Annotated in this window: 14 protein-coding genes; 7 read left to right on the forward strand and 7 right to left on the reverse strand. The window is 58.6% G+C overall.

The features are described from left to right. Positions 1–3: 3 nt before the first annotated feature. Together ASTEX_RS06640 and ASTEX_RS06645 are read right to left on the reverse strand one after the other, a co-directional pair. Positions 4–294 (reverse strand): TrbC/VirB2 family protein, encoded by a 291-nt coding sequence (locus ASTEX_RS06640; RefSeq protein WP_013478839.1) that lies wholly within the window; start codon positions 292–294, stop codon positions 4–6. 10 nt (positions 295–304) lie between these two features. Next, positions 305–859, reverse strand: a complete 555-nt coding sequence (locus ASTEX_RS06645; RefSeq protein WP_013478840.1) for a lytic transglycosylase domain-containing protein — start codon at positions 857–859, stop codon at positions 305–307. Between the two features lie 1,177 nt (positions 860–2,036). Between ASTEX_RS06645 and ASTEX_RS06650 the strand changes: the two genes are divergently transcribed. The 6 genes from ASTEX_RS06650 to ASTEX_RS06670 all read left to right on the forward strand — a co-directional run bounded on the left by ASTEX_RS06650 (position 2,037) and on the right by ASTEX_RS06670 (position 10,902). Next, a complete protein-coding gene (locus ASTEX_RS06650) occupies positions 2,037–4,805 on the forward strand; it encodes a DUF5695 domain-containing protein (RefSeq protein ID WP_013478841.1) in 2,769 nt (922 codons plus the stop codon). Positions 4,806–4,821: 16 nt separating this feature from the next. Beyond that, positions 4,822–7,215 (forward strand): glycoside hydrolase family 127 protein, encoded by a 2,394-nt coding sequence (locus ASTEX_RS06655; protein WP_013478842.1) that lies wholly within the window; start codon positions 4,822–4,824, stop codon positions 7,213–7,215. Positions 7,216–7,783: 568 nt separating this feature from the next. Further along, entirely contained in the window at positions 7,784–8,152 is a 369-nt protein-coding gene (locus tag ASTEX_RS20500) for a hypothetical protein (protein WP_168148075.1), read from the forward strand. Between the two features lie 32 nt (positions 8,153–8,184). Then, positions 8,185–8,532: a hypothetical protein gene (locus tag ASTEX_RS06660; protein ID WP_041658571.1), complete on the forward strand. Its 348-nt coding sequence runs from the start codon at positions 8,185–8,187 to the stop codon at positions 8,530–8,532. Between the two features lie 62 nt (positions 8,533–8,594). Beyond that, complete coding sequence (locus tag ASTEX_RS06665) at positions 8,595–10,226, forward strand: multicopper oxidase domain-containing protein (RefSeq protein WP_013478843.1); 1,632 nt, start codon at positions 8,595–8,597, stop codon at positions 10,224–10,226. Beyond that, a complete protein-coding gene (locus ASTEX_RS06670) occupies positions 10,210–10,902 on the forward strand; it encodes a copper resistance protein B (RefSeq protein ID WP_013478844.1) in 693 nt (230 codons plus the stop codon). Before ASTEX_RS06665 ends, ASTEX_RS06670 begins: the two co-directional genes overlap by 17 nt. A gap of 58 nt (positions 10,903–10,960) precedes the next feature. On the opposite strand, the gene ASTEX_RS06675 is transcribed toward ASTEX_RS06670, so the two are convergent. From ASTEX_RS06675 to ASTEX_RS06685, 3 genes are all read right to left on the reverse strand, one after another. Then, positions 10,961–12,175 (reverse strand): alginate export family protein, encoded by a 1,215-nt coding sequence (locus ASTEX_RS06675; protein WP_013478845.1) that lies wholly within the window; start codon positions 12,173–12,175, stop codon positions 10,961–10,963. A gap of 118 nt (positions 12,176–12,293) precedes the next feature. Continuing rightward, positions 12,294–13,283: a LacI family DNA-binding transcriptional regulator gene (locus ASTEX_RS06680; RefSeq protein ID WP_013478846.1), complete on the reverse strand. Its 990-nt coding sequence runs from the start codon at positions 13,281–13,283 to the stop codon at positions 12,294–12,296. 2 nt (positions 13,284–13,285) lie between these two features. After that, positions 13,286–14,572: an MFS transporter gene (locus ASTEX_RS06685; protein WP_013478847.1), complete on the reverse strand. Its 1,287-nt coding sequence runs from the start codon at positions 14,570–14,572 to the stop codon at positions 13,286–13,288. Between the two features lie 149 nt (positions 14,573–14,721). Here ASTEX_RS06685 and ASTEX_RS06690 point away from each other — a divergent pair, with 149 nt between their 5' ends. After that, the gene (locus ASTEX_RS06690) at positions 14,722–15,147 is read left to right on the forward strand and encodes a hypothetical protein (protein WP_013478848.1); all 426 of its coding nucleotides are present in this window, start codon (positions 14,722–14,724) and stop codon (positions 15,145–15,147) included. A 53-nt stretch (positions 15,148–15,200) separates the two neighbouring features. On the opposite strand, the gene ASTEX_RS06695 is transcribed toward ASTEX_RS06690, so the two are convergent. After that, entirely contained in the window at positions 15,201–15,968 is a 768-nt protein-coding gene (locus ASTEX_RS06695; RefSeq protein WP_013478849.1) for a response regulator, read from the reverse strand. A gap of 546 nt (positions 15,969–16,514) precedes the next feature. Further along, complete coding sequence (locus ASTEX_RS06700) at positions 16,515–16,787, reverse strand: helix-turn-helix domain-containing protein (protein WP_083805561.1); 273 nt, start codon at positions 16,785–16,787, stop codon at positions 16,515–16,517. Positions 16,788–16,819: the final 32 nt, after the last annotated feature.

The raw sequence follows: 16,819 nt of genomic DNA on the forward strand, positions 1-16,819 counted from the left end.
GCCTCAGCCCACGGCCGTACGGATGCCCGCCACGATGGTGGCCGCGCCGAACAGGATAAAAATGCCGAGGATGACGGTGGCCCCGAAGCGCCAGTTCATTCGACCAGACAGCATCATAAAGCCGACGGCGGCTACAGCGATCACGGCCACGGCGGTGGCAACATTGCCCAATAGCGTGCCCTGAATCCAGCCAAGCGCATTGACAATTGGGCCGGAACCAGCGGGGTCCTGCGCAAAGGCCGGTGATGCGGCAAGCAGCGGCAGAAGGGCGGGCAGGAATTTACGGACTTTCATAGGTCTATCCTTACGAGCATGTCTCGGTCGGTTGAGGATCGGTCTTTACGCTCAGCCGGTCAAGGCTGCGGGCGACATAGGCCTGGGTTTCGGTATAGGGCGGCACGCCGCCGTGGCGGTTGACTGCGCCGGCCCCGGCATTATAGGCGGCTAGCGCCAGATCAATACGACCGTCAAAGCGGTCAAGCTGACGGCGCAGATAAGCGGCACCGCCGAACACATTGCCTTGCGGATCAAAGGGGTCGACGCCCAGTTCGGCGGCGGTCGCGGGCATAAGCTGCATTAGGCCGATGGCCCCGCGTGGCGAGATGGCCTTCGGATTAAAGTCCGACTCCTGTCGGATGACCGCGATCAGAAAATCAGCGCTGAGACTATAGCGTTCGGCGGCGGCCTGGATCACATCCTGATAGGGCAGGGATGTCGTTTGAACGGTTACCGGCGGCACGGAGGCGCACAGGGTGTGAAAGTCGCCATCGTCGGCCAGCTCAAACACCTGCGCAGCGGTGGGTAAAGCGGCGCAAAGCACCACACCCATTGTTCCCGCTGTCGTCAAAAATGCCCGCACGGGCCGCTCCTTGCTCACGCTCTGTACCGCGCACTATACCGCGTCACGGCTGCACCGTCCCGGTGAAGATGTCATCTGGTCAAGCGGCTCTAACAGTTAAGTTTGTCAGATTTGTTACGCTCGCCCCCCAATAATCTTTGCACGGAGAATTCTTGCGATTCGCCGCTGTTGTCAGCATACACCGCGCGGTCCTTAATTTACAGGAAGCCGGGGTTGGGTTGTGAGAAATTGCGCGGACTAGGGAAGAAGGCAATGCCATCTGTGCCATATCCAGTCGGCGTAACTAGTTGCGGTAATCGAGGCGATCTCGGGATGGGTGGGGCAAAACGTCGTCTGAGCCAGAAACTGGCGGGCCTCTGTATTGGTCGGCTTGAGCAACACCGGATGTGGGGTCTTTACGCAAACCACCGAAGCATTGCCTCCACCTCCACCTCAGTCCACAGGCGGGCAGGGCAAGAAACAATGCTATCACGCAAGCATGGGCGGCTTTTTCGAGACGGAGCCTAAACGCCTTCCGTCCGTTCCAGAATGTGACCTGCGCTGACGGGTTGCCACACAGAACAGCCTGACTTTCTGCATAAAAACATGCCCCGCGAGGTTTTTACAGGCATGATGATTGCCATCAAAGATGATGACACTATCCCCTGAGAACATTAAGAAATCAAAATTTTTGCCATTAACAATTCGTGACAAAACGGCAATCTCAAAAGGGGCGCGGAGGGCTTCACTCCATCTAAGGGGCTGAGGCGGGCCACTCTGCAGCTATTTTTCGTCATGCAGATCAAGCGACAAAAAGCCCTCAGGCGCGGTTTCGTGGCAGTTAAACCCTGATAAATTAAATAACTCCGACAATTAATTTACATAATCGTATATTTTATAATTGACCCCGCTGGCTAAGGAGGGTTACATTTTTGATGGGTGGGGCACTCTTGGTTCCGGTGAAGAGGCCCGTGCCCGGCTTACCGTGCGGCCTCTGATGACATTAAAGACTCCCTACGTGTTATCGGAGATCGCTAGTAACTTGCATGTCCGCCACGCTTCACTTTTGTCGTGTGGTGTAAACCTTCATTCTTAGTCGGCCTCCGCAAACCCCGTGGATCAGCCAAGCCCCTAACGCGAAAAAGAACCCTGAGTATTTTTCGAAAGTATCTCCACTTCTTACCCGACGGAGTGAACCATGACGCCATCCGCCGTTTCGACCCTGACCCGCCGCGCCAGCCTTACGGCCATAGCGGGGGCGCTGGCCGCCCCCAGTCTGGCGCGGGCCGCTGATACAGGAGGTCTGGCTTGGAACAGCGCGGACGCGCAGACCACAGTTCATGAGACGCCGGATTTCCATATCGAGCTTCAGGAAACCTCCCAAACCCTCGTCTCTCTGGCTCCGAAGGGTGTAGGGGGAGGCTTTGACTTCGCCCCGCGCCACCGTTTTACCCAGCGTCTGGGCGACGGGTGCTACCGTCTAGGCGATCTCGACCTGCGTGTGCGCATCGAAGGGGAAGAAAAGTGGAGCGACCATTCGACGGCCTATCGCCGTGTGAAGGTCAAAGCCCTGCCAAAGCCCGAGGGGGCGCTGGCCTCAGCGGACATTACCCCCAGCCTTGGCGCGGAGATGCCGCTGAAGGTGGTGCGGACGTGGAGTGTGTCTGAGGGCAAGCTGGTTTTGCGCTTTACACTGGCGAACCCCACCCAGAAGACGATTGAAGTCGGCGGTCTGGGCATGGCCATGGTCTTCGACAATATCATCAGCGGGCGTCATCTCGATGAGGCTCATGATGTCGCCTCTTTCTACGATCCCTATGTCGGTCTGAATGCCGGCTATCTTCAGGTCAACCGACTGAACGGGCAGGGGCCCTCCTTGCTGGTCCTTCCAGCCAACGATACGGCGAAGTTCGAGCTGTATAAGCCGATCCTCAACACGCGCGATGGCGACAAAAAGCTGGCGATCTACAGCGATATCGAGCCGCGCAACATGACGTTTGAAGGCTTTTATAGCTGGATGACGCACGCCAAAGGTTTTGCCGACAGCGAATGGAAGGGCGTCGAGCAGTGGAACACGCCCACTTCGCTGATGCTCAAGCCGGGGCAATCGACCAGCGTGGCGCTGAAATTCGTTCTGTCGCCGTCTATCCGTGAGATCGAGCCGACCCTGATCAAACAGGGCCGTCCGGTCGCTGTCGGCATTCCCGGCTATGTGGTGCCGACCGACCTGCCCGCCGACCTCTTTATCCATGCGCCGAAGGCGGTCAAAGCTTTAGGGGTGCATCCGCAGGGCGCGCTGGAGGTCACGCCTGTCGGGGCTATTAGGGGCGGCTGGCTGAAATACAGCGTGATGGGCAAGGCGTTGGGTCGCGCGCGGCTGACACTGACCTATGCCGACGGTACGCAACAGACTATCCATTACAAGGTGACCAAGCCCCAAGCAGAGGCCGTGGCCGATATGGGGCAGTTCCTGACCACGAAGCAGTGGTACGAAAACCCCAATGATCCGTTCAAGCGCTCGCCGTCGATCATGATTTTCGACCGCGAAAAGAACGCACTGGTGCTTCAGGACAATCGAGTCTGGGTATCTGGCCTGTCAGACGAAGGCGGGGCCGGGGCGTGGCTGGCGGCCATCATGAAACAGCTCGACAATCCGAATCCCGAAGAGGTGCAGAAGTTCGAGCGCTTTGCCAACACCACGCTTTGGGGGCAAATTCAGACACCAGACGGCCCCGATAAATACGGCGTGCGCAAGTCACTGATGTTCTATGACCCAGAAGGGATGCCCAACGGCACCTATGATGCGTCTCTGAACTGGAAGGTATGGTCGGCCTGGGATCGCAAGCACGCCGCCGATCTGGGACGGTCCTACAACTACCCGCACCCGGCGGCGGCCTGGTGGACGCTGTATCGACTCGGCCGCTATAACACGGGCATGACGTCTGGTGAAACCTGGCAAACCTATCTGACGCGGGCGGCCGAAACCATCAAGGCCATGATGAGTAAGGCCCCTTACTACACGCAGTTCGGTCAGATGGAAGGCGACGTCTTCCTCTACATCCTCCTCGATCTGAGGCGTGAGGGCTGGACCGAACTGGCCAGTGAGGTCGAGGCGTTGATGAAAGGCCGCGTCGAAATCTGGAAGACGCTGAAATATCCTTTCGGCTCGGAAATGCCGTGGGATTCAACCGGTCAGGCCGAGGTCTATATGTGGATGCGCTATTTCGGCCATCAGGATAAGGCCGACGTCACGCGCGAAGTCATCATGGCCTATGACCCTGCCATCCCGCACTGGGGCTATAACGGCTCGGCCCGTCGCTTCTGGGACTTTCTCTATGCCGGGAAGCTGTCGCGCATTGAGCGTCAGTTGCACCATTACGGCTCGTCGTTGAACGCCGTGCCTCTGTTTGACGCCTATCGCGAAACGCCGGATGACCTCTATATGCTGCGTGTCGCCTATGGCGGCCTGATGGGGTCACTGACCAATATCGACCAAGAGGGTTTTGCCTCAGCGGCCTTCCATTCCTTCCCGGACGCCATGAAGTGGGATGCCGTCAATGGCGACTATGGCATGAGCTTCTTCGGTCACGCTGTGACCTCGGCCTCATATCTGGTCAAACACACTGTGTTCGGCTGGATCGGCTTTGGCGGCGTGGTCAAGACATCGAATGGTGTAATCCATCTTACGCCCAAGGATAGCGCTCGACGTCGCGTCTTCATCGCGCCAGCCGGTCTGTGGATCACGCTCGATGCCGGCAAGATCGCTGAGGTAGGCTATGATAGTGTTAGCGGTAAGGTGCGCTTGACGCTGGAGGCTGCCGACGCGCAAACGCCCGTCGCCTACATTAATTTTGAAACCACGGTGAAGGGAGCCAAGCCCTACAGCCTCAAGGGCGAGAAGGCTCTGGGTGCCTATGCGGTGCCACTGAAGGCCGAAGCCATCACCCTCGACCTGAACCCCGCCTGATACAGGAATACGCCAGATGATCCGCACGACCTTTCAAACTGATCGCCGCGCCCTGCTGTGTGGGGCCGGGGCCCTGACGCTTCTGACTGCAATTGGCGGCCCGGCCGTGGCCTCAGCCCCGATCGTCGCCAGGCCCATTCCGCTGACACAGGTGCGCCTGCTGCCGTCGCCTTTCCTTGAGGCCGTCGAAGCCAACCGTCGCTACTTGTTGTTCCTGTCGCCTGACCGCTTTCTTTACAATTATCACAAGTTTGCTGGTATGCCGGTGAAAGGGGAGATCTACGGCGGTTGGGAATCGGACACCATCGCCGGCGAAGGGCTGGGGCACTATCTATCGGCCTTATCGCTTATGCACGCCCAGACGGGTGACAACGAATGCGTGGCGCGCATCCACTACATTATTTCGGAACTTGAAAAAGTGCAGGCGGCGCACGGCGACGGCTATGTAGCAGGCTTTATGCGTAAGCGTAAGGACGGCTCTATCGTCGATGGAAAGGAAATCTTCCCGGAAATTATGGCGGGCGATATCCGCTCGGCGGGCTTCGATCTCAATGGCTGCTGGGTACCTTTCTATAACTGGCACAAGCTTTTTGCCGGACTTCTGGACGCGCAGGCCTATTGTGGCGTCGACCGGGGCATTCCGGTGGCCGAAAAGCTGGGTGGCTATATTGAAATGGTTTTTGCGGCGCTTGACGACGCACAGACGCAGAAGGTGCTCGACTGCGAGCATGGTGGCATCAACGAGAGTTTTGCCGAACTGTATAGCCGCACGAACAATCCGCGCTGGCTGAAGCTGTCTGAGCGACTCTATCACCACCGCATGCTCGACCCGCTGGCGGCCCGCGAAGACAAGCTTGCCAACAACCACGCCAACACACAGGTGCCAAAGCTGATTGGTCTGGCGCGTCTCTATGAGCTGACGCAGAAGCCGCAGTATCAGACCGCCTCCAGCTTCTTCTGGGAGCGGGTTGTGAACCACCACAGCTTCGTTATTGGCGGCAATGCTGACCGTGAGTATTTCTTTGAGCCGGACACCATCTCGGCCCATATCACCGAGCAAACCTGCGAAAGCTGCAACACCTACAATATGCTGAAGCTGACGCGACACCTCTATAGCTGGTCGCCGAAGGCCGCTTGGTTCGACTATTATGAGCGCGCGCATCTCAATCACATGCTGGCGCATCAGAACCCAAAGACGGGCATGTTCACCTATATGATGCCGCTGATGTCGGGCGCGGCGCGCGGTTTCTCCGATGAGGAAAACTCCTTCTGGTGCTGTGTGCTGTCGGGGATCGAAACCCATTCCAAGCACGGAGACTCTATCTACTGGCACCAAGAAAAGACGCTCTTCGTCAACCTGTTCATTCCGTCAAAGGTCAACTGGGCGGAACAAAAGGCGGCGTTCGAGCTGACCACCAAATACCCCTATGAGGGCCAAGTAGCGCTGAAACTCAGCCAGCTTTCTGGCGCGAAGACCTTTACGGTGGCGGTGCGTATCCCCGGCTGGGCCGAAGCCTCAACTCTGCAAGTCAATGGCAAGCCGGCCCTAGCCAAGATGAATGATGGTTATGCCCTAATTACCCGAAAATGGCGCGCGGGGGACGTGGTGACGCTGGACCTGCCGCTGAAGCTGCGTTTTGAGACCGCGGCAGGCGATAACAAGGTCGTGGCCCTCCTGCGCGGCCCGATGGTGCTGGCCGCTGATCTGGGGCCTGCAGATCAGCCGTGGGGAGGCGATGCCCCGGCTCTAGTTGGGTCCGATCTGATCGGCAGCTTCTACCCGGTCTCGGCGGCCGAAGCGGTATATGTATCCAAAGGCTCGGGACGTCCGGCGGATATGACATTCCGTCCCTTCTATGCGCAATACGAACGCCGCACAGCGGTCTATTTCAATCGCTACAGCGACGACGAATGGGCACAGGCGCAGGTCGCCTATCGCGCTGAACAGGCCCGTCTGAAAGATCTCGCCAACCGTTCGGTGGATGTCATGCATCTGGGTGAGATGCAGCCCGAACGCGACCACAATCTCCTAACCGGCGGCAACTCCTACCCGGTGGTCTATCGCGCCCGCAATGGCCGGGACGCCCGCACTGGGGGCTTCTTCAGCTTTGAGATGAAGACGACCAAGGACGGGAAGGATGCGGGCCCGCTGATGCTCCAGGCCACCTATTGGGGTTCAGAATTCAACCGCAGCTTCACCATTGAGATCGACGGCACGGTCATCGCGCATGAGCGACTGTCGGGCCGTCAGCCGGGGGCGTGGATAGATGTCGATTACCCCATCCCGCACGAACTGACGCGCGGGAAACAAAAGGTCACGGTCAAGGTCAACCCGCAGGAGGGGAAATCTGCTGGCCCGGTCTTTGGTGTCCGCCTCTTTACCATGGCTCCTGCGGCAAAACCGGCCTGAGGCATCCTGATGCGCCCTTGTCCCTGATCAGCCTACTGCCGCTGCCGGCCGGATGGACGACTCACGCTGAGCCAGTCCTCTATGCGCCCAACTCGGCGCCGGAAGCGCGGACGGTAAGTGCCCATCTTCGATGATGGAGCTGATTATACGACCGATCCCGCACCGCTGATCTCCGGGGCCAGGTTGTATATTCTTACCGGACGCGATACGGCCGTACCGGGCGTCATGATCTCATCATGCCCGAATGGCAGATGCTGGTCAGCGATGATCCGTAATCGGGATAGTGGACGCATAAACTGTACTTTCTAAAGCCGGAAGCGGTGGTCAAGTGAGCGACGCCGGTCCGCGCCTTTGCCCCTCAGATCGTGCAGAAATCGGACAAGTGCTTCTATCTCTACGCCCCGGTGCGACGCGCCCTTTGACGCCATGGTCATCCGCAACATCGCTTCGCACGCCCGCGTCACCGCCTCCAATGCGCCTGTGGAATACTGGCTGCGCGCCCTTGATATCGGCCTGCCGCCAGAAATTTTGGGCCACCTGATCGCCCAACAATCCGACGCAGAAATGGGTGCCGTTAAAGGGGGAGCGATCAGTCACGCTGAACGGGGCCAGTATCTATTTCTGGGACTATCAAACCGCAGGCTCCGGCGTCGGTGTCACGCCGCCAAAGGGCTGGCATCTGGACTATCGTGACCGCGAAACGTTGAAACCCGTCAAGGCCACAACCGCGTACAGAAGCCGTCTTGACGCCACTTATCCTGTCTCGTTTACGCTAGCGGCCGCTCGCTGTCTGCGGGCCGCGTTCGACGCTTCTACTGATGGGAAGTCCTACGCTGCTGTTGCGGCACAGGAGTGGCAGGCCTTTACAGTTACCCCGCAGGTGCCCGTCAAGGCCTCGGTAAAGGGCCCCGCGTCAACTGAGTGTGCGCAGCGATAGGCAAGCGCGTGAAATCCTGCTAAACAGGGTGCATGTGGAAGCGGCTGAGCCCTATTTTCGGATTGCTGGCCTTCGTTGTGGCCACGGTGGCGGGACCGGCCATGGCTCAAGTCCGCATGGCCGCCGTCGAGCCTATGCCCTGTCATGAGATGGCAATGAGTGAACAGGGAACATCGATAAAAAAGCCTGTCCAAAAAACGCATACCGATTGCGACGGTGCGTGTCAGTGCCCGGTCAGCCATTGCGCCGCCGGTCCTCTCACCCTGCCTCAGCTGACCTTGCCGATGATCTATGATAACCCTGATTTTCACAAATTTTTCTTTGATCAACGGTTGAGCTTTGGTTTGAGTGAAGACCTGATGCGCCCGCCACGCGCCTGAAAACCGGACTCGTTGGGCGCCCAGAGCGGGTGCAACTCGTCACGTTTTTTAGGAAAATACTCATGAAATCCATGCTTTTGGCGGGCTTCTTCAGCTTGTGCGCCACTATGGCTCTAGCCGAAACCCGCACCTATCACCTGACTATCTCGCCGGTCCAGTCCATCATTGGCGGCAAACCCGTACCCAAGATCGCCGTCAATGGCACCATTCCCGGCCCCGTCCTGCGCTTTACCGAAGGCGACGAGGCTGTGATCCATGTGACCAACCGCTTGAAAACCCCGACCTCAGTCCACTGGCACGGCCTGCTGCTTCCGGGTGTAATGGACGGCGCGCCGGGCTTTAACGGCTTCAAAGGCATAGCCCCTGGTGAGACCTTCACCTATCGTTTCCCGATCCGGCAGTCGGGCACCTACTGGTATCATTCGCATTCTTTGGGGCAGGAGGCAGACGGCCTCTACGCCGGCATTGTCATAGCTCCCAAGACACCGGCCCCCATTTCCGCCGACCGCGACTATGTGGTGCTGCTCTCCGACTTTCATCAGGACAGCGCTGCACGTATTCAAGCCAACCTCAAAAAGTCTTCCGACTATTATCAGTATAAGCGCCGCACCGTGAGCGATCTGATTGAGGACGCGCATGCACAGGGGATTGGTAAAGCTCTAAAATCAGCCGGCGAGTGGGGGAAGATGCGTATGCTCCCCACCGACCTGTCCGACGTCACCGGCTACCGCTTTCTCGTCAACGGCCTAACGAATGAGCAGAACTGGACGGGCCTGTTCCGGCCGGGTGAGCAGGTGCGCCTTCGCTTTATCAACGCCTCGGCCATGACGATGTACGATGTACGCATCCCGGGCCTGAAAATGACGGTTGTCGCGGCCGATGGCCGACCGGTACAGCCGGTTGAGGTGGATGAATTCCGCTTCGGCAATGCCGAAACCTATGATGTCATTGTAACCCCGCGCGAAGAGCGTGCCTATACGATTGCAGCCGAGTCGCTCGATCGCGAGGGCTTTGCGCTTGGGACCCTCGCCCCGCACGAAGGGATGACCGGCGAACTCCCCGTGCATCGCCCGCGTGCTTTGCTCAAAATGGGCGACATGAATATGGACGTCATGATGCGCGACGACCCCCACATGGATATGAGCCAGATGGACCATGACAGCGGTTGGGCCGACACGGGCGCACCCAAAGGGGCCGTGGTGCTCAACTATTCTCAATTGAAAAGCTTGACCCCTCGGAGTGACACGCGCGCTCCCACGCGCTTTATCAAAGTGGTGCTGGGCGGTAATATGGAGCGCTATATCTGGACCATAAACGGGAAAACCTTTTCCCCCGAAGACGGCATTGCGTTGGGCTATAATGAGCGGGTGCGGCTGATCTACGTCAATGAAACCATGATGGCCCATCCCCTGCATTTGCACGGCATGTTCGTACAGCTTGAGAACGGGCAGGACGCGGATCGCATGCCAGACAAGCACACGGTGATCGTGCCGCCGGGTCAGACCGTGTCGGTTCTACTTTCGGCTACCGAGCCCGGTGACTGGCCCTATCACTGCCACCTGTTGTTCCATATGCAGTCGGGAATGATGACGACCTTACGCGTCGCTGCACCGGAAGCGGGTTTTATACCCCCGACGGCGCAACCCGCTCCGAACCACACGCCACACGGGGAAGGCCATGATGAACATCATTAAAATAACGGCTCTGTGCCTGCTGCTCCCCTCAGCCGCGTTAGCCCAACACGACCATTCGGCCACCTATCACGCCGTGTGGCTGGAAACCGCCTTCAGCCGGCACGAGGGGAAGGAGACGGCCTATTGGGAGGCCGACGGCTGGGTCGGTGGCGATACGCACAAGCTTTGGCTCAAAAGCGAAGGCAAGGTGGGTGACGCCCGGAAGAATGGCGACGTCTGGGCTCTCTACAGCCGCAATGTGTCAACCTTCTGGGACATGCAGATTGGTGTGCGTCACGATTTCGGGGAAGGGGATCGCAACTGGTTGGCCATAGGGGTAAACGGGCTCGCACCCTATTTCTTCGAGACCGAGGCGCATCTGCTCGTGGGTGAAGAAGGCACCGTCGGCGCGCGGTTGCGGCAGGAAAACGATGTGCTGTTGACTAATCGGCTGATCCTGTCGCCGTCTTTGGAAGTCAATGCGGTCAGTCAGGCCGACACACAGCGCGGCACGGGTTCGGGTCTGACCGATGCGACAGCGGCCCTGAAACTGCGCTATGAGGTCAACCGGCGCTTTGCACCCTACGTGCAGCTTGATCATCAGCGCAAATTGGGAGAGACGGCCGAATGGGCGCGCGCTGCGGGAAATATGACTGAAGACAGTCGCATAAGCATCGGAATACGCTGGCTATTCTGATAAATGAAAACGGCGTCCGGATCGCTTCGGACGCCGAAATTTCACTCTGTCTCCAACATTACAGCTTGTATTCCAGACCAACCCACACCTTGCGTCGCGACGCCGGCATTGAGGAGTCCGCGCGCTCGAAATCGGCATATTTGACACTGACCGTCAGGTTCTTGGTCAGAGCCGTCGAGGCCAGCGCATCCCATTCTTTGCCCACGGCGCGGCTGTTACGATCCGTCTTGAAATCGTGATAGCTGAGGGTCAGGGTCGGCTTCTTAAAGGGGCCGATCTGGGTCGGATGAGCATAAGTGGTCGTGAAATTTAGATCGTTCAGACCATCCGGCAGCATCTTGTTGCCATTGGTTGAAAAGGCGTCGGCCCAGCCACGGACATTGTGCGCGCTGCCGATGGGGGTGATGAAGCCGCGCACCCCATTGCCTTCATTCTTCTCATATGCCGCGACGACCTTCCAGCGTCCATGATTGACGCCCACCTCGCCGTTCACGGCCTTGAGGCTGAAATCGCTGGGGTTATTACCGTGCTCGACCTGCTTGGCGATGACACCGGCATACGTCAGTTTCGTCGTTTTGCTCAGCGGTTTTTCACCGCTGAACCGCAGGCCAGTCGTCAGGGTTGAGTTATAGGCCGAATTCTTGAAATCGAGCGCATAGACAAAGCCTTGTACTTTCATGGCCGGGCTTGCCGCATAGCCGACATTTAGAATGTGGCTGTCGGAATCCCAGTCGGCATATTCGCCCGCGGTGCGGTTGATCTTGGTCAGATAGGCATAGGTCGACGACCACTTGCCCTTTTTAACGTCCAGACGTAGAGCATCGAAGGTCATTTCGTCCTGACGCCACCCGGAATTGCCAACAAAACGGTTGTCGTCGATCAGGATGCGCTGACGCCCGGCCGTCAGTGTCGTCGCTACATTGGGCGTCCAGGTCAGTTGCAGGCGGTTAAGTTCGGTGACTTCCGGGTCGTTGACCGAGGCATAGGTCGTCTTGCCATTATAACCCGAATTATAGTCGTCCTTGACTGCGCGCACGTCCTCGAATTCAACGAGGATCTTGACCTTGCCGAACTGACCGCTCTCGAAACCAACACGATTGCGCCACGTCAGGGAGCTGGCGTCATTCAATCCGGCTTGCGACACGCTTTCGCTACGCAGGCGGGACTCAAGGATGGGTTTGGACTTGGCGAGAGCTTCGGAAAAGCTTTCAGCGTGTGCACCGCCGGCGATACCGGCCAAGGCGAGGGTGCTGAGCGAAACGCGAACAATCATAGACGTACTCCAACTGGTGCGCGCCTTCCGAAACGTATGAAGCAGGTCCGGACACAGAGGCGCGTACTTTCGATGAAAATAAGCCTCTCATAAAAATGGTAATTTTTTGCAAACGCCGTTACGGGAGCGTTCGCGTCGATTCCCGAACGATCAGAGTCGTGTCAAAAACGACACGTGCAGGAGTGCCGGTTTCCCGTTGCAGCAGGCGATCCACAGCCTCATTGGCCATGTCTTCAATGGGCATTTCGACCGTCGTTAGGGCCGGAGCCGAGGTACCGACCCACGGCGCATCGCCAAAGCCGATGACCGATAGGTCGTCCGGCACCCTTAGGCCACTTCGCGCGGCGCGCCGCACAACAGCCAGCGCAATCTGATCCGTGCCGGCGAAGATGGCCGTGACGTCGCGGCGGTCGATAGCCTCACCCACGGTGGGCTCCAAATCGTCCGAAAATGCGGTTTCCACATGAAATACGCACTCGGCCTCGTCGTTTAAACCAGAGCGAAAGCCCTCGCAACGTTCGATCATACTGCTGAGGCTCATTGGGCCTGAGACGAGTCCGACCTTGCGGTGCCCGCCCTTGAGAAGATGCGCCGCCGCCTGCTGTCCCCCGCCAAAATAGTCAGCCAGCACCAGAGATAGACCCGTTGCCTTGCGGTCCATCACCACGGTCGGCAAGCCCGGCGTTACGGTTTGGGCGTCGAGATCCTGCACCGGAAACCACACCAGCCCGTCGGCCCCGCGCTCGATCAGGCTGGCTATGGCCTGCTGCTCAAGGCCGATATCCCCTTCGGTATCCGCAATAATCACATAATGGCCGCTGGCACGTGCCCTGCGCATGACGGCCTGCGCCAGAGCGGTGAAAAAGGGATTGGCAAAGTCCGGCAGGATAAGGCCCAGCGTTCCCGTGCGGCCGGTACGCACCGCCCGCGCCGACAGGTTCTGACGATAACCCAGATCGGCAGCGACCCTGAGGATATGGGCTCGCACCTCTCTACCCAGCGAACCTGTGCCATTGATGGCATACGACGCACTGGCCAAAGAGACGTCAGCGGCTCGGGCCACGTCTTTCAGCGTGATACGCTTTGCGGTGCCCCCCTCGTTTGCCATGCTCAGACCTCGTCCTTGCCTGAGGCAAAGATGCAGACCAGCGTGACCAGCGCCGCCACCAAAAGGTAATAGCCAACATGGCTCAGCCCATAGTTTGCCTGAAGCCAGGTGGCGGCATAGGGGGCCAGCGACGCCCCAACGATGCCTGCAAAATTGAAGGTGAGGGAGGCCCCTGTATAGCGCACATTTGCCGGGAAGGGGGCCGCCAGCGCCGTGCCGATCAGGGCATAGGTCATGCCCATCAGCGCCATGGCGGCAATAGAAAAGACAAAAATGCCGCCCTCGTTGCCCATCAACGGGGCCAAGGCGAACGAGAAGGCCGCAATCAACGCGGTAGTCAGGATCAGGATTTCGCGACGACCAAAGCGCTCCGCCAGCTTGGCCGACAGCGGTATAAACAGACCAAAAGCGATCGAGCCCAAAATCTGAACCTCAAGAGCCTTCACAAACGGAATTTTCAGCACCTTAACATTGTACGAGAGGAGCCACGCGCTGCCGATATAGAAGAGGACAAAGGTCACCAGCGCCACAAAGGTTCCGAGGAACAACGAGCGCTTATGCCGGCCGAAGATTTCGACCAGCGGCACCTTGACGCGTTCTTCCTTGTCGATAGCGGCCTGAAACTCCGGCGTCTCGGTGATCGACAGGCGCACCCACAGGCCAACCCCGATAAGCGCCAGAGAGGCGATGAACGGCACGCGCCAGCCCCAGGTCAGTAGGTCCTCCTGCGAAATGAAGTGCAGCAGCACCCAGAAGGCCCCGGACGACAGCAGCAGACCGATGGGGGCCCCCAGTTGCGGGAACATACCGTACCACGACCGCTTGCCTTCCGGCGCATTTTCGGTGGCCAGCAGTACCGCGCCTCCCCATTCGCCGCCCAGACCAAAGCCTTGCCCGAAACGGCACAGGGACAGAAGGACCGGTGCAACCACGCCGATCTGCGCATAGCTGGGCAAGCAGCCGATAAGGACCGTGGAAATTCCCATGGTCAGCAGCGCCGCCACCAGCGTCGCCTTTCGTCCAATACGGTCGCCGAAATGCCCGAACACCATAGCCCCAACCGGACGGGCAAAAAAGGCGATGGAAAAGGTGGCGAAGGACTGCAGCAGGGCCGAGGTCGGGTCGCTGGTCGGAAAGAACAGGGATGGAAAGACCAAAACGGCCGCTGTGGCATAGACGTAGAAGTCGAAAAATTCGATGGTCGTGCCGATCAGGCTGGCCAAAAGGACCTGCGCCGGTGAGTTGACGGGCTTGTGGCCGGTGATAGTCGCCGGTGTAGCGTTGGACATGGACGGAATCCCGAAATCCCTGTGATTTGATTGCTGTTCCGCCTAACGCATTTTCCGCCGTAGCGGAAGCCTGACATCTGCAAGACGCCGCATGGCGCGCTTATTTTGAGCCGCTTACAGTGGCGCATCGGAATTGAAGGAGATTTTTCATGACCTCACTATGGAGACCCAGCGCGGCTTTGTTCGCGGTTTCGGTGCTTCTGGGGGCCTGCTCTGCGGAACGCTCTCAGCCCGCGGCTGAAGAAGTGGCCCAAAGCCCCCTGAGCGAAACGCCGGCATCGGCTGTCTCGTCAAGCGCCTCCGCCTTTGACTATGCCGGGCGCTGGAAAGGCGTGGAGGGCACCTACATGACCGTCATGCCGCAACTGGACACGACCTATCAGGTGGTGATCGCCGATCTGGATGGACCCAAAACCTATGTGGGGACGCTGCAAGCCGACGGTTTGCATATCGAGCGCAATGGTGCGCCTGCGGTTATCGTGCCCGGTGACGGCGAGGCAACCGGCATGAAATGGCTGACGGAAAAGTCCGACTGTTTGGTCGTGGCCGTCAACGAAGGCTATTGCCGCGATTAAAAAAGCCGGCTCCGTTTGCAGAGCCGACTTCCTTTTTGTGGCTGTGCGACCTGTTAGGAGGCCATCAGGCGGATGGCCGTATTGATCAGTTCGACCGGGCGGAACGGTTTCTGGATTTCAGCGTCGGCCCCGGCGGCCATGGCGGCCGACGTCGCGCGGTCCGAGCTGACGCGCGCATCCAGTCCCGCCGACATCGCCAGAATCCGCACATTGGGCCAGGTCGATTTGATGACGCGAATCCCCTGAAGTCCGCCCATGCCCGGCATGAAGATGTCCGAGACGATCAGATCAACGTGGGCGATGTCTTCGTTGTCTAGCGCCTCTTCCATGCTGTGCGCAATCGATACGCGGTAGCCGTTATCCGACAGGGTCTGCGCGGTCAGGGTGGCCACGGTGTGGCTGTCGTCGATGACCAGAGCGTGCTTGCGCTTGCGGCCCTCGGAGGCGTCAGCCTGCGCCGACTCGACGATGGCGCGCATCTGTTGACGCGAAAAGGGCTTGCGCAGAACGTAATCGACATTGGTGCTGCGCGCCAGTTTCAGCGTACTGTCCACCGAAGCGTCACGCGATCCGGCAGTCATGATGGCGATGGTGGCGTCCAATGCGCGGTCGCGGATTTGCGTGATATGGTCAAGGCTGTTGTCTTCGCCTAGAAACACATCAACGAAAATCAGGTTCGGCCGTTGCTGCAACAGCACGTCGTGACATTCGGCAAGGGAGCGCGCCACCACATAGTCCCAGTCTTCGTCCTTGAGCATCCGCCCGACGATGTTTGCCTGGGTCATGCTGTCTTCGATAACCAGCGCCAGTCCTTCAGCCATTCTTGCCTCGTTTAGATGAGCCGCACGGGGTGCGAAAAGGGATTGGCACACTCAATACAATGTTATTCTTAATAATTCCCCCTGTGGAGCATTCTGTGGAACCTCTAGGGCTCATCCGCGAAAAAAAGCCGCGCGAAAAACGCACGGCCTTAAGTCGATACAGGGAGGAAAGCCCCGAAGGGCAACGGTGCAGGACACCGCATATCAACACCATACAATTGGTTGACCAAAAATTCAACTGTAAAATGCCTTTCAGTTTTAAAAACGTTAGCCCCTTTTCTGTTTTCCATTAATCCGACGTCGAAGACGATCGAATAGGATTCAACCTGGCTCCCATTGGGCGAAAGACGACCAGCCAGGGCAGGGGAGACACTAAGCGGGAGCTAAATGATTACCAATTACTGGGCCATGTAGACCCGGGGAATGCTGAAGGCGGCATCGAAAGAGTTGAACGCCCCGCAGACCCGCCAATAACGGGCTTGCTAGACACGCGGCCGGCGCTTCTTACGTGTCGTCCAGAGGCCTTGCTCAACCATCCACAGCCGATCAGCGGCCGGAATCGGCATAACGTTCGCGGATGATCGCCAAAGCTTCGGCGCGAACTTCGTCAGGCTTGCGCCGGTTGCTCCGCGGGCCGCGCTGCTTTGATACCAAACCGTTAACGCCGAACGTCCGGTAGGCTTGGAGCAGCCGAAGCGTCTGGCGCCGGCTAAGGCCTAGAATATCTGCCGCGGCTTGGGCGGTGAGGCGCTCGTGGTCGAGATCGCGTAGAACCTCGAATCGCGCCAACTCTTTGTCGCTCATGATGCGAACTGCCATCTTTAACACCTCCAGCTAAAAAGCTGGAGAGT

This window comes from Asticcacaulis excentricus CB 48 (genome assembly GCF_000175215.2).
GTDB classification, from domain to species: Bacteria; Pseudomonadota; Alphaproteobacteria; order Caulobacterales; family Caulobacteraceae; genus Asticcacaulis; species Asticcacaulis excentricus.

What these genes read in the sequence shown, in the direction of transcription:
- ASTEX_RS06640 (WP_013478839.1), bottom strand. Translation starts at nt 294, where the DNA reads ATGAAAGTCCGTAAATTCCTGCCCGCCCTTCTGCCGCTGCTTGCCGCA.
- ASTEX_RS06650 (WP_013478841.1), top strand. Translation starts at nt 2,037, where the DNA reads ATGACGCCATCCGCCGTTTCGACCCTGACCCGCCGCGCCAGCCTTACG.
- ASTEX_RS06655 (WP_013478842.1), top strand. Translation starts at nt 4,822, where the DNA reads ATGATCCGCACGACCTTTCAAACTGATCGCCGCGCCCTGCTGTGTGGG.
- ASTEX_RS06660 (WP_041658571.1), top strand. Translation starts at nt 8,185, where the DNA reads ATGTGGAAGCGGCTGAGCCCTATTTTCGGATTGCTGGCCTTCGTTGTG.
- ASTEX_RS06665 (WP_013478843.1), top strand. Translation starts at nt 8,595, where the DNA reads ATGAAATCCATGCTTTTGGCGGGCTTCTTCAGCTTGTGCGCCACTATG.
- ASTEX_RS06670 (WP_013478844.1), top strand. Translation starts at nt 10,210, where the DNA reads ATGATGAACATCATTAAAATAACGGCTCTGTGCCTGCTGCTCCCCTCA.
- ASTEX_RS06675 (WP_013478845.1), bottom strand. Translation starts at nt 12,175, where the DNA reads ATGATTGTTCGCGTTTCGCTCAGCACCCTCGCCTTGGCCGGTATCGCC.
- ASTEX_RS06680 (WP_013478846.1), bottom strand. Translation starts at nt 13,283, where the DNA reads ATGGCAAACGAGGGGGGCACCGCAAAGCGTATCACGCTGAAAGACGTG.
- ASTEX_RS06685 (WP_013478847.1), bottom strand. Translation starts at nt 14,572, where the DNA reads ATGTCCAACGCTACACCGGCGACTATCACCGGCCACAAGCCCGTCAAC.
- ASTEX_RS06690 (WP_013478848.1), top strand. Translation starts at nt 14,722, where the DNA reads ATGACCTCACTATGGAGACCCAGCGCGGCTTTGTTCGCGGTTTCGGTG.
- ASTEX_RS06695 (WP_013478849.1), bottom strand. Translation starts at nt 15,968, where the DNA reads ATGGCTGAAGGACTGGCGCTGGTTATCGAAGACAGCATGACCCAGGCA.
- ASTEX_RS06700 (WP_083805561.1), bottom strand. Translation starts at nt 16,787, where the DNA reads ATGGCAGTTCGCATCATGAGCGACAAAGAGTTGGCGCGATTCGAGGTT.